The sequence below is a fragment of the Paenochrobactrum glaciei genome, from assembly GCF_039522165.1.
GTDB lineage: Bacteria > Pseudomonadota > Alphaproteobacteria > Rhizobiales > Rhizobiaceae > Paenochrobactrum > Paenochrobactrum glaciei.
The window spans coordinates 111,755-124,274 of the sequence record NZ_BAAADE010000002.1 but is presented as its reverse complement, the minus strand read 5'-3'; the positions used below and the strand labels follow the sequence as shown (position 1 = coordinate 124,274).

General features: G+C 50.9%; 12 protein-coding genes. 6 read left to right on the top strand and 6 right to left on the bottom strand.

What is annotated here, in order from left to right; genetic code table 11:
- The first annotated feature begins 58 nt into the window (after positions 1 to 58).
- Positions 59 to 991, top strand: coding sequence for a ribose-phosphate pyrophosphokinase (locus tag ABDZ76_RS06880; protein ID WP_184219295.1), 933 nt, complete (start codon positions 59 to 61; stop codon positions 989 to 991).
- A gap of 81 nt (positions 992 to 1,072) precedes the next feature.
- Here ABDZ76_RS06880 and ABDZ76_RS06875 read toward each other — a convergent pair whose 3' ends face one another.
- Positions 1,073 to 2,632 carry a helicase HerA domain-containing protein gene (locus ABDZ76_RS06875; RefSeq protein ID WP_343803505.1) on the bottom strand — a complete coding sequence of 520 codons (1,560 nt, stop codon included), beginning with the start codon at positions 2,630 to 2,632 and terminating at the stop codon, positions 1,073 to 1,075.
- Between the two features lie 398 nt (positions 2,633 to 3,030).
- Here ABDZ76_RS06875 and ABDZ76_RS06870 point away from each other — a divergent pair, with 398 nt between their 5' ends.
- The 5 genes from ABDZ76_RS06870 (at position 3,031) to ABDZ76_RS06850 (ending at position 6,643) form a co-directional block, all read left to right on the top strand.
- Positions 3,031 to 3,639 (top strand): 50S ribosomal protein L25/general stress protein Ctc, encoded by a 609-nt coding sequence (locus ABDZ76_RS06870; protein ID WP_343803502.1) that lies wholly within the window; start codon positions 3,031 to 3,033, stop codon positions 3,637 to 3,639.
- A 34-nt stretch (positions 3,640 to 3,673) separates the two neighbouring features.
- Entirely contained in the window at positions 3,674 to 4,426 is a 753-nt protein-coding gene (gene pth / locus ABDZ76_RS06865; RefSeq protein ID WP_343803499.1) for an aminoacyl-tRNA hydrolase, read from the top strand.
- A gap of 101 nt (positions 4,427 to 4,527) precedes the next feature.
- Complete coding sequence (gene ychF / locus ABDZ76_RS06860) at positions 4,528 to 5,631, top strand: redox-regulated ATPase YchF (RefSeq protein WP_343803496.1); 1,104 nt, start codon at positions 4,528 to 4,530, stop codon at positions 5,629 to 5,631.
- Positions 5,632 to 5,693: 62 nt separating this feature from the next.
- Complete coding sequence (locus ABDZ76_RS06855) at positions 5,694 to 6,179, top strand: MaoC family dehydratase (RefSeq protein WP_343803493.1); 486 nt, start codon at positions 5,694 to 5,696, stop codon at positions 6,177 to 6,179.
- A complete protein-coding gene (locus tag ABDZ76_RS06850; protein WP_343803490.1) occupies positions 6,176 to 6,643 on the top strand; it encodes a MaoC family dehydratase in 468 nt (155 codons plus the stop codon). The genes ABDZ76_RS06855 and ABDZ76_RS06850 overlap by 4 nt, the downstream gene beginning before the upstream one ends.
- Positions 6,644 to 6,718: 75 nt before the next feature.
- Here the strand turns inward: ABDZ76_RS06850 and ABDZ76_RS06845 are convergent, their stop codons facing one another.
- From ABDZ76_RS06845 to ABDZ76_RS06825, 5 genes are all read right to left on the bottom strand, one after another.
- Positions 6,719 to 7,264: an adenine phosphoribosyltransferase gene (locus tag ABDZ76_RS06845; RefSeq protein WP_343803487.1), complete on the bottom strand. Its 546-nt coding sequence runs from the start codon at positions 7,262 to 7,264 to the stop codon at positions 6,719 to 6,721.
- Positions 7,265 to 7,504: 240 nt separating this feature from the next.
- Positions 7,505 to 8,377, bottom strand: coding sequence for a cytochrome c1 (locus tag ABDZ76_RS06840; protein ID WP_343803484.1), 873 nt, complete (start codon positions 8,375 to 8,377; stop codon positions 7,505 to 7,507).
- A 31-nt stretch (positions 8,378 to 8,408) separates the two neighbouring features.
- Positions 8,409 to 9,698: a cytochrome b gene (locus tag ABDZ76_RS06835; protein WP_343803481.1), complete on the bottom strand. Its 1,290-nt coding sequence runs from the start codon at positions 9,696 to 9,698 to the stop codon at positions 8,409 to 8,411.
- A gap of 20 nt (positions 9,699 to 9,718) precedes the next feature.
- The gene (petA, locus tag ABDZ76_RS06830; protein WP_184219322.1) at positions 9,719 to 10,282 is read right to left on the bottom strand and encodes a ubiquinol-cytochrome c reductase iron-sulfur subunit; all 564 of its coding nucleotides are present in this window, start codon (positions 10,280 to 10,282) and stop codon (positions 9,719 to 9,721) included.
- Positions 10,283 to 10,519: 237 nt separating this feature from the next.
- Entirely contained in the window at positions 10,520 to 12,388 is a 1,869-nt protein-coding gene (locus ABDZ76_RS06825) for an ABC transporter ATP-binding protein (RefSeq protein ID WP_343804707.1), read from the bottom strand.
- Between the last annotated feature and the right edge of the window lie 132 nt (positions 12,389 to 12,520).

Genomic DNA, 12,520 nt, shown 5'->3' with positions numbered 1-12,520 from the left:
AATGGTTCAGGTTTCACGATCGTGCGTCATCGCTTGAGAGCAGCGTCAGAGGCAAAATATGAAACTTTTCGCGGGCAACTCCAATCAGGTTCTTGCCGAATCTGTTGCTAATTATCTCAATATTCCGATGGGCAAAGCCACTGTAAAACGCTTTGCGGATCAGGAAATCTTTGTTGAGATTCAGGAAAATGTTCGTGGTGAAGACGTTTTCGTCATGCAGTCCACGTCCTACCCGACAAATGATCACCTGATGGAACTGCTGATCATGATCGACGCTTTCCGTCGTTCATCAGCACGCCGCATCACCGCTGTGATCCCTTATTACGGCTATGCACGTCAGGACAGAAAACCGGGTCCGCGTACCCCTATTTCTGCCAAGCTCGTTGCTAACCTTATCACGGAAGCCGGTGCAAACCGCGTCCTGACCCTTGACCTTCATGCAGGTCAGATTCAGGGCTTCTTCGATATCCCGACCGACAATCTCTATGCGGTTCCGGTTATTGCACGTGATGTGAAGGCCAATTACGAAACATCCAACTGCATGGTGGTTTCACCGGATGTGGGCGGTGTTGTTCGTGCCCGTTCATTGGCTAAGCGCATTGGTGCCAATCTTGCTATCGTTGACAAGCGCCGTGAACGCGCTGGCGAATCCGAAGTGATGAACGTCATCGGTGAAGTGGCTGGTAAAGACTGCTTGCTGTTTGATGATATCGTCGATTCCGGCGGCACATTGTGCAATGCGGCTGAAGCGCTGCTTGAAAAAGGCGCATCCAGCGTTACCGCTTATATCACTCACGGTGTTCTGTCTGGCGCTGCGGTCAACCGCATTACTTCTTCGAAACTTAAGGAACTGGTGATCACTGATTCCATTCAGCCATCTGAAGAAATTCTTGCAGCTTCCAATATCCGCGTTCTTTCAATTGCGCCACTGATTGGTGAAGCAATTGCCCGTACAGCTGCGGAAGAATCCGTATCCAGCCTGTTCGACTAATTCTTATTAGTTTAATTAAAAAGCCGCCGGATTTTGATTAATCCGGCGGCTTTTTTTATGTTCTTTTTTCAGCAATAAAATTTATTCAGCGGCAGTATTTTCCTCTGCCATATCATCAGGTGCATTCGGATCACCGGCAGCGGTTTCGCAATCCAGATCAGGAAAAGCGACAATGCGTTTGCCGGTGAAATCATTACGCACCACCAACAAGCCGCGCTCTTCAAAATAGGTCAGCAATCGACGCGCGCGGCTGGTGGAGTGGCTGCCATAGGCGCGTGCCAAAGCGGCATCCGACGGGCATGGCGCTTGCGTGACTGCTGCCTGCGCCACAATCAAAAACACACCTTGCACATCATCGGTCAGGCTTTCTGATAAGGCCAAAGCCCGCTGCCATGTTTCAGTCGATGCCGTGTCCCCGTCAATACTTGCCTGTGCCAAAGCCAAACGGCGGCGGAAAGCAGGCAAAGCCAGTGGTTCCCCCGGTACACGGTGAATACGGCAACGCACCAGAAAATCCTGATAAAGCACCGCAACAGAGCGGAATGAAGCCTCCGGATCATCAATAATCTGGCGCATCACCTTATCAATCAGTTCTTCACGTTCAGCCTCGATAAGCCCTGGGAAAACCGGTTCCGGCGGCAGCTCTGCCTCCGGCTTCGGTTTAGTGACCTGCGCCAGAATTTCAGCCGTGGAAGGCGGTGGCGGTGGCGGTGCCGGACGGCGCACCAATGGACGTACTTCATCCGGTGACGGCGTGAAAATCAAATCCATCGCATCAACAGGTGCATCCGGCAGCGGCATTAATTTCGGGCTGGAAGAACGCGCCGAGGTTTGCACATCGCCAATTTTGATCGGCATGGGACGACGCGACAAAGCAGGCCCTAAGGCAATAAAATGGCCACGCTGCAAATCACGGAACATTTCTGCCTGACGGCGTTCCATCCCTAAAAGGTCGGATGCACGCGCCATATCAATATCAAGAAATGTACGCCCCATCAAAAAGTTGGAAGCTTCTGCGGCTACGTTTTTGGCCAGTTTTGCCAGACGCTGGGTGGCAATCACCCCCGCAAGCCCGCGTTTACGGCCACGGCACATCAGGTTGGTCATCGCGCCCAAAGACACTTTACGCGCTTCGTCGGACACTTCACCACCAACAGCAGGCGCAAAAAGCTGCGCTTCATCAACTACCACCAGCATCGGATACCAATAATCGCGATCGGCATCAAAAAGCCCGCCCAAAAAAGCCGCCGCCGCACGCATTTGCTGCTCGGCATCCAGCCCTTCCAGATTAAGCACTACGGAAACACGATGCTGACGGATACGTCCGGCAATGCGGGTGAGTTCTGCTTCGGTACGCGCTGCATCCACAACCACATGGCCATATTCATCAGCAAGGGTCACGAAGTCCCCTTCCGGATCAATGATGCATTGCTGCACCCATTGCGCGCTTTGTTCTAACAACCGGCGTAAAAGATGGGATTTACCTGAACCCGAATTTCCCTGAACCAACAGGCGGGTTGCTAGCAATTCCTCCAGATCAAGCATGGCATTTTTGCCGCCGGCGCCAAGTGCTGCCGCCGATCCCGCATTCCCCGACGCGGTTCCCCCCGATAAGGTGCCCATGTCGATGCCGACCTTCATCTCGCCTCCTAAAATCATATGCATGAAAATATGGTCGCGATGATAATCGCAGACTCAATATGTCAAAAGCTGTTCCCGTCCCTAACATTTTTGCTGCGCCAAATGCCAGCCTCTAACGCCAAAGACACCCAACACCCCACAGAATGCATAGTTTATTGACTGTTTTTACGCGGAAAATTGCCGTAAACAGACAAAAACGACCAGCAAAACTTGCACATTTTCAGCTTATCCTTTATAGACCCCGCATCCGCGTAGACACCCTTGGAGGCAACGCGGGATGGAGCATCGTCTATCTGCAAAGTGGCAAGCCACTTCACGCAGGTTTATTTGTGTTTCATGTTGTTTGTTTTCAATGAGATAACAAGCAACACTCCAATACACATTCGAAAGGAAATGCCATGAGCGAAACTAAAGTGCTCAAGGCCGAGGCGCGCACACGGGTTGGTAAGGGGTCCTCCCGCGAACTTCGCCGCAACGGTTTGATTCCAGCTGTTATTTATGGTGACAAGCAGGCTCCCCTGTCTATTGCTGTCTCTTATAAAGACATTTTCTACAGCATTCATGGTGGTGGCTTCAAAACCACTGTGATCACCGTAGAACTCGACGGCAAGAAGATTCAGGTTCTCCCTAAGGATTACCAGCTGGATCCAGTACGTGACTTCCCTCAGCACGTTGACTTCCTGCGCGTTTCCGCCAAGTCAATTGTTGAAGTGAACGTACCTGTTCAGTTCATCAACGAAGAAAAAGCTCCGGGCCTGAAGCGCGGCGGCCTGCTCAACGTCGTTCGTCACGAAGTTGAACTCGTTGCACCTGCGAACGCAATTCCGGATGCAATCGTTGTTGACCTTGAAGGTCTCGACATCGGCGCAACCGTTCATATTTCATCTGTTAAACTGCCTAAGGGCGTGACCCCTGTTATTCAGGATCGCGACTTTACAGTTGCAACCATTGCTGCTCCTGGCGGCGGTGTAAAAGATGAAGCTGAAGGCGAAGCTGAAGCAGAATAATGTCTGTTAAAGCGCATTTCGAAGGTTAGAAACCATGCTCCTCATCGCAGGTCTTGGCAATCCCGGCCCCCGTTATGCGCAAAACCGACATAATATCGGGTTTATGGCGGTGGATGAAATATTCCGCCGCCATAGCTTTTCCAAATGGCAGAAAAAATTTCAGGCAGAAATTGCCGACGGCACCATTGATGGTGAAAAAGTTCTGCTCATCAAGCCGCAAACCTTCATGAACCTGTCCGGCCAATCCATTGGCGAGGCTATGCGCTTTTATAAGCTGCAGCTTGCCGATCTGGTCGTGATTTATGATGAGCTGGATTTACCGGCTGGAAAACTCCGCATCAAAACCGGCGGCGGTTCAGGCGGTCATAACGGCATCAAATCCACTGACGCGCATCTGCAAGGCCTGCTCGGCTCTAAAGATTATCGCCGTATCCGTTTAGGTATCGGCCATCCGGGCGCCAAAGAACTCGTGCATAATCATGTGCTTGGTGATTTTGCCAAAGCCGATCAGCAATGGCTTGATCCGCTCATCGGCGCAATCAGCGACAATGCTGTTTTACTGGCTCAAGGTCAGGATAATTCTTTCATGAACAAAATTGCGCTGGCAATGGGTGAAGGTAATAACCGCCCAAATGCAGGCGCCAAAACCCCGGATGCAGCGCCAAAAGCTGCGCCCAAAGCACAAAGTCATATCCGGCAGGCACGCCCGACATCGAGCAAACCGAATATACCGGAATCAGGGCCTATGGCTGATATGCTGAAAAAACTGTTTGGTAAGAAAGACTAAAACAGTACTTTTTCTGAACGGGACATTGCGCGCTCTTGACCTTGCCCCCTTCCATATCCCATAGCCATTTTAACTTAAAACTTATTGAGACAGGTATAGTCATGGGTTTCAAATGCGGCATCGTCGGCCTGCCCAATGTCGGCAAATCAACACTCTTTAACGCGTTGACACGCACCGCTGCTGCACAGGCTGCCAACTACCCGTTCTGCACCATTGAGCCGAACACCGGTGAAGTGGCCGTGCCTGATCCGCGTATGCGTGAAGTGGCTAAAATTGCCGGTTCCAAAGAAATCATCCCGACCCGTATTTCCTTTGTTGATATTGCCGGCCTCGTGCGCGGCGCATCCAAAGGCGAAGGTCTGGGCAACCAGTTTCTGGCCAATATCCGCGAAGTCGATGCGATCGTTCATGTGCTGCGCTGCTTTGAAGATGACGACATCACCCATGTGGAAGGCCGTATTGATCCGGTATCGGATGCGCAGACCGTTGAAACCGAACTGATGCTTTCCGATCTGGAAAGCCTTGAACGCCGCATCGTTCAGATCCGCAAGCGCGCGACCGGTAAAGACAAAGAAGCGCTCACTGTTCTGCCGATGATGGAAGAATCGCTGAAGCTTTTGCAAAACGGCCAACCTGTACGCATGCTGCTGAAAGACATTGCCGCTGAAGATCTGGCAATCTTGCAGGGTCTCAATCTTCTGACCTCCAAGCCTGTGCTTTATGTATGCAACGTTGCCGAAGACCAGTCTTCAACCGGCAATGACCATACTAAAGCCGTTGAAGCTATGGCTGCAGCACAGGGCGCCGAAAGCGTTATCATTTCTGCGGCGATTGAAGCAGAAGTTGCACAGCTTGCCGATGAAGAAGCCAAAGAATATCTGGATGCCATGGGTCTGGAAGAGCCAGGGCTCGACCGCCTGATCCGCTCCGGCTACAAGCTGCTTGATCTCATCACCTACTTTACCGCAGGCCCTAAGGAAACACGCGCATGGACCATCCAGCGCGGCACCAAGGCACCGCAGGCAGCAGGCGTTATTCACACCGATTTCGAGCGCGGTTTCATTCGTGCCCAGACCATTGCCTATAACGACTACATCACCCTTGGCGGTGAAGTTGCCGCTAAAGAGGCCGGTAAGGCACGCGATGAAGGCAAAGAATATGTCGTACAAGACGGCGATGTCTTGCTTTTCCGCTTCAATACATGATCAATTAAGGCCAGCCTAGCTGGCCTTTTTTCTGATGTGATTTATGTCGAAAGGTATCTGTTTTGAACGCAAAATATGCTTATGAAGATTTTCATGAAGGGCGCGTTTTCAACCTCGGCCCCAAAACGGTGACTGCCGAGGAAATCATCGCTTTTGCCAAAGAATATGATCCGCAGCCTTTTCATATGGATGAAGAAGCTGGCAAGAAAAGCATTTTGGGCGGTTTAGCTGCATCAGGCTGGCACACATGCTCCATGCTGATGCGGATGATGTGTGATGCCTATATGCTCGACACCACCTCACAAGGTGCGCCGGGGGTGGAATTTACCAACTGGAAGCATCCCGTATTAGCAGGTGATACATTGACCGGTACAACCACTATTATCAGTGGCCGTCTGCTCAACTCACGCCCCGGCCTTGGTATCGTTACGCTCTTGCATATACTGAAAAATCAGGATGATGTAACGGTTTGCGAAGTCCAGCATAAGCTGATTTTGAAACAGCGAGCTGCTGCTCAAATGGACGCTCAGCAAGGAGCTGCATCATGAGCATCATCGACGAGATGCTGAACAAAGAAGTCATTCTCGGCAGCTTTACCTTCACGCAGGAAAACATCATCGAATTTGCCCGTCAGTTCGACCCGCAATATTTTCATGTCGATCCAGTCGCCGCCAAAGACAGCCTGTTTGGCAATCTATGCGCATCAGGCTGGCATTCAGCCTCCGTCTGGATGAAGCTCAATATGAAATCGCTGGAACGCGAAGTCGGCGAGATGCTGGCCAAGGGTGAAACCCCGCCGGTTTTCGGCCCCTCACCCGGTTTTACCAATCTGACATGGACACGCCCTGTCTTTGCCGGTGACACACTGACTTACACCCGCACTGTCACCTCTGTACGGGCGCTGGAATCCAAACCGGGCTGGTCGATGATCACCATGCTTTGCACTGCGCGTGATGAGAAAAATGAAGAAATCCTGCGCTTTGAAAATGCAGCGATGATCAAGCTGCCTTAACTCAAAATTAGATCGCGTTCATAAAAAAAGCCCTGTCAGTTATGATAGGGCTTTTTCATGCAGTCTTTTTAAAACTTAGTCGCCTTCAAAAGCCACCAATGTGTGGACGTGGACGCCCAAAGCTTCCAGCTTCTTACGCCCGCCCAAATCCGGCAGATCAATCACAAAACAGGCTGCAACAATTTCTGCGCCCATCTGCTGCAACAATTTACATGCTGCTTCTGCCGTGCCGCCAGTTGCGATCAGATCATCCACCAGAATAACCTTTTCACCCGGCTTAATCGCATCGCGGTGCATTTCCATCTCGTCAATGCCGTATTCAAGACTATAGGCAATGCGCACGGTTTCATAAGGCAGTTTGCCTTTTTTACGGATTGGCACAAAACCTGCCGACAACTGATGCGCCATCGCACCGCCCAAAATAAAGCCGCGGGCTTCAATACCGGCAACCTTGTCTGCTTTGCCACCTGCATAAGGGTAAACCAGCTCATCCACCGCACGGCGGAAAGCCTGTGTATTGCCCATCAGGGTTGTCACATCGCGGAACTGAACACCTGGCTTAGGATAGTCCTTGATGGTTCTGATTGCCTCTCTGAGCGACGACTGTGTTTCTTTGTCCATTGAGACAATCCTTTAACTGATACAAACCATCACCGGCAAACCACCATGATTTGAAACCGGAAATGCATGATTTGCGCCCGATCACGGAATCGCAAACCATTGGATAATAATAACAGTGATTGCTGATCACAAATTGATTCAGAGCAATCCGCACAAGCTTTTCATCATAAGATGAAAGCTCGTATTGCGCACGAAAAAGGGCGCAGACGCGCCCTTAATCTTAAATGACAGCTTTAAAGCTTAGTCTTTCAGCTGTGCATAAATCTGACGCTTTGCGATGTAAACCAGACCTGCAAACAGAGCAAGGAATACCATCACACGGAAGCCGACTTTTTTACGCTGTTCCAAATGCGGCTCTGCAGCCCACATCAGGAATGCCGAAACGTCATGAGCATATTGCTGCACAGTCTGCGGGCTGCCGTCATCATAAGTCACGACATCGTCACTCAGTGGGCTGGCCATTGCCAGAGACTTTGCCGACAAGAAGTACGGGTTGTAATGCGTACCTTCAGGAATTTCCATGCCTGCTGGTGGCTTTGCACTATAACCGGTCAGCAAGGAGTAGATGTAGTCCGGACCAGCTTCAGCATATTGTGTAAAAATGTCGAAGATAAAGGTCGGGAAACCACGCTCTGCTGCGCGTGCCTTAGCAATCAAAGACAGATCCGGCGGAGCTGCACCATTATTGGCTGCGGCTGCGGCCTGTGCATTTGGAAATGGTGACGGGAAGTAATCTGTCGGAACGGCTTTACGTTCAAACATTTCACCATCAGCGTTTGGCCCATCCTGAACCTCATATTCAGCGGCAAATGCTTTCACCTGTTCTTCCGAATAGCCCAGATCCGCAAGCGTGCGGAACGGAACAAATTCCAGAGAGTGACATGCGGCACAAACTTCTTTGTACACTTTCAAGCCACGCTGCAACTGACCCTTGTCATAGGTTCCGAACGGCCCGGAGAAACTCCAGCTTTCCTGCTTTGGCTTGAAGATCGGGTAATGATCCGGCTCAGCCGGAACAGTACCAGTTTCTGCAAAAGCACCGCCCATTGTCAGACCGAGCGCCACCATTGGAGCAATTCCGAAGGCAGCGAAACCGGTGAGGAACTTTTTCATATTTCTAGTCCTTCATTAACTTTCGCTGCACTCAACCAGGGATCTTCTCTGGCGCTAAATGCGCAGACTTACCCTGATTCTTTTCCAGCACCGCTTCGGTGATCGAATTCGGCAAACGCTTTGGTTTTTCAATGAGACCAAGCACAGGCATGATCACGAGGAAGAACGCAAAGTAATATACTGTGCCGACCTGCGCCAAAGCTGTGTAGATACCTTCAGCAGGACGTGAACCCAGCCAACCAAGGAAGATGGCGTTAGCCACGAACAACCAAAAGAACATCTTGAACCAAGGACGGTAAACCGCCGAGCGCACTTTTGAGGTATCCAACCAAGGCAATACGAAAAGGACTGCAATGGAGCCGAACATCGCCAATACGCCGCCGAGCTTGGAATCGATCGGACCAATATTAAACGTAATCGCACGCAGGATCGCATAGAACGGCAGGAAGTACCATTCAGGCACAATATGTGCCGGTGTTTTCAGCGAATCCGCAGGGATATAGTTGTCCGGATGACCAAGGAAATTCGGCATATAGAAAACGAAATATGCGAAGAACAGGAAGAAGATCAGCGCACCGAAAGCATCCTTGATGGTTGCATAAGGCGTAAACGGCAATGTGTCCGTTTTCGACTTCACTTCAATACCTGTCGGATTGGTCTGACCGGTCACATGCAATGCCCAAACGTGCAGGATCACCACGCCGACAATCATGAACGGCAGGAGATAATGCAGCGAGAAGAAGCGGTTCAGTGTCGGATTATCAACCGCAAAACCACCCAGCAACAATTGCTGGATCGGCTCACCGATAATCGGGAAAGCGGTAAAGAAGCCGGTGATCACTGTTGCACCCCAGAAGGACATCTGGCCCCAAGGCAGCACATAGCCCATGAAAGCGGTTGCCATCATCAGGAGGAAAATGATCACGCCGAGGATCCACAACAGCTCGCGCGGTGCTTTATACGAACCGTAATAAAGGCCGCGGGCAATGTGCAGATAAACAGCAACAAAGAAGAAGGATGCACCATTAGCGTGCATATAACGCAACAGCCAACCGGAGTTGACGTCACGCATGATTTTTTCAACGGATTGGAAGGCAATGCCGGTCGATGCAGCATAGTGCATGGCCAAAACAATACCTGTCAGCAACTGCGCAATCAGCATGAACGACAAGATGCCACCGAAGGTGTACATATAGTTCAGGTTGCGCGGTGTTGGATAAGCAATAAATGAATCATAAACCAGACGCGGCAATGGCAGTCTGTCATCGAACCATTTTTCAATGCCGGTATTCGGCGTATATGTGGAGTGTCCGCCACTCATGTCTTCTCTCCCCGGAACCACTAGCCGATTTTGACGACAGTATCGGATACAAACGAAAACTGTGGCACAGCCATGTTTTCAGGTGCAGGGCCGCTGCGAATACGACCAGCAGTATCATAATGAGAACCGTGGCACGGACAGAACCAACCGCCGAAGATGCCTGCTTCACCGAGCGGCACACAGCCAAGATGCGTACACACGCCGATCATGACCATCCAGTTTTCCTTGCCCTCACCGGCAGAGCGGGCGAGATCGGTTGCCGGAGTGTCAGCTGCCAGATTGGCATTACGTGCTAACGGATCTTTCAGGTCGGCCATATTGGTCGACTTGGCTTCTTCAATTTCTTTAGCGGTGCGGTTGCGGATAAAGACGGGCTTACCGCGCCACTTCACTGTCAGCGATCCACCTTCCTGTACGGAAGAGACATCGACTTCAATGGAAGCGGCAGCCAAAGTTGATGCGTCTGGACGCATCTGGTCAATAAATGGCCATGCCAGTCCGCCGGCGCCAACGACACCAGCCATACCTGTCGCAATGTACAGAAAATCACGCCGTGTCGGCTCAGCCGTGTCGTGTGCGCTCACGTGCCAATTCCTTTCCAACCTGCATATTCAAATTAATCCTCTCCCCTTGCCCGTTTTCTGATGAAGCAAAATCAAATGAGAATCTCATTTTTGCTTATAAAACGGCCGCGAAATTTACATTTCTATTTTGGTTTAGGTGCACAGCAAAAGCTTGTCCAGTCAGTATGCAATCATGACGGCACGATGTCGCAGGTAAAACCATGGGTTGTTTTGCCGCTGTTTCGTGCCGGAACTGCTTTACTGCTCAGGCTGAATGCCACCTAAGAAACCGCCGGACTGGCGCGCCCAAAGGCCGGCATAGATGCCGCCAAGCGCTAATAATTGCTGATGTGTCCCCTCCTCCACGATCCGACCTTTATCCATCACCACCAGTCTGTCCAGCTGTGCAATAGTCGACAAGCGATGCGCAATGGCGATCACGGTCTTGCCTTCCATCAGCTGCATCAGATTCTCCTGAATGGAAGCCTCCACTTCCGAATCCAGTGCCGATGTTGCCTCATCCAAAATCAGAATAGGCGCTTGTTTTAAAATTGCACGCGCAATTGCAATGCGCTGGCGCTGACCACCCGAAAGTTTAACACCGCGCTCGCCCACATAGGCATCAAAGGCTTTGCGCCCCTGAAAATCTTCCAATGCCTCAATGAAACGATCAGCCTCGGCCTGACGTGTTGCTTTAAGCAAATCCGCTTCTGAAGCATCATTGCGTGCCAGCATGATATTGTCGCGCAGTGAACGATGCAGCAAAGCGGTTTCCTGACTGACAACCGCAAAAGCCTGACGCAGCGAATTTTGCGTCACATCACGCACATCCTGCCCGTCCACCAGAATGGCACCTTTTTCGACATCATAAAGGCGCAACAGCAAATTGATCAGCGTGGTTTTACCCGCACCGGAATGCCCGACCAGGCCAACCCGCTCACCGCCTTCAATCGCCAGATTGATACGGTCAAGCACACCAGCATCTTTGCCATAATGAAAGGTAACATCGCGGATTTCAATTTTGGCTTTGGTCACTTGCAATGGCTTGGCATTGCTGCGGTCTTCAAGCCCTAAAGGCTCAGACACCAAACGCATGGAGTTTTCAATTAGCCCAAGCTGGCGCAACATACCATTAAGCTGCATCATCAAGCGCCCGAGCAGCATATTGAGACGCAAAACAAGACCAAGCGTAAAAGCCACTTCACCGACACTGATAAGATTTTTCGTCCATAAATCGACTGCAATTGCCGCGACAGTCACAATCATCAGGCCCGAAAGACCGGTGAGCAGAATACGCACACTGGTAAGTGCGCGCATAAACGGCCGGAGCGATGCCAGATAGTGCTCAAAGCCATTTTTTAAATAGCGCTCATCATCGTCAATCGTATTGAGTTTAATGGTTTGAATATTGGAATAGCTGTCAACAATCCGGCCATTAATCATGGAACCGGCTTCAGCCGAGCCTTCGGCATATTTGCGTACCCGCGGCAGGTAGGTTCTGGCAATAAAACCAAAAGCCACAATCCAGATGATAACGGCTGCCGCTAACCGCCAATCCAGCCGCCCGACCAGAAACAAGGTTGTGGCGCTATAAATCGCCATAAACCAAACCACCTGAATGAAGCTTTCAATCAGATCACCAGCCGCCTGCCCTGCCTGCCAAACCTTGGTGGCGATACGTCCGGCAAAATCATTTTGGAAAAAAGCATAGGATTGGCGTAGCACATAGGAATTCGCCTGCCAGCGGATCATATTATAAAAGCCGGGCGACATGGTCTGGCCTTCCAGCATGGTATTGATCGCTGTCACCAACAACCGGATCAACACCACCGTAACCAGCATAAATAAAATCTCGGTGCCAGCCATTTGCCAAAGTGATGACCAACTGCGCTCGCCGCCTGATTGTCCGGCCTGATCCAGAATATCAACCAGCCGTCCGGTAAAATAAAACAGCCCCGCTTCAACCAGCGGTAACAACCCGCCAAATATCAACGAAACAAGCAGCGGCCATTTTGCCTGCACCGCATAATGCCACAGAAATGCCAGTGTCGTGGATGGCGGGCGCAATTGATCCGGCTCACGGAACGGATCCACCCAACGCTCAAACCACCGATACACTGCATTCATCAAATGTCTGTTCCCCTCATGATTTGTTTTCGGTTCTATCCAAGCAGAATGGCGGGTCATGTAAAGATGTTTCTTCTCAATCGCGCACAAAAGAAAAAGGCACCTGAGAATAAATCCTCAGATGCCTGTTGT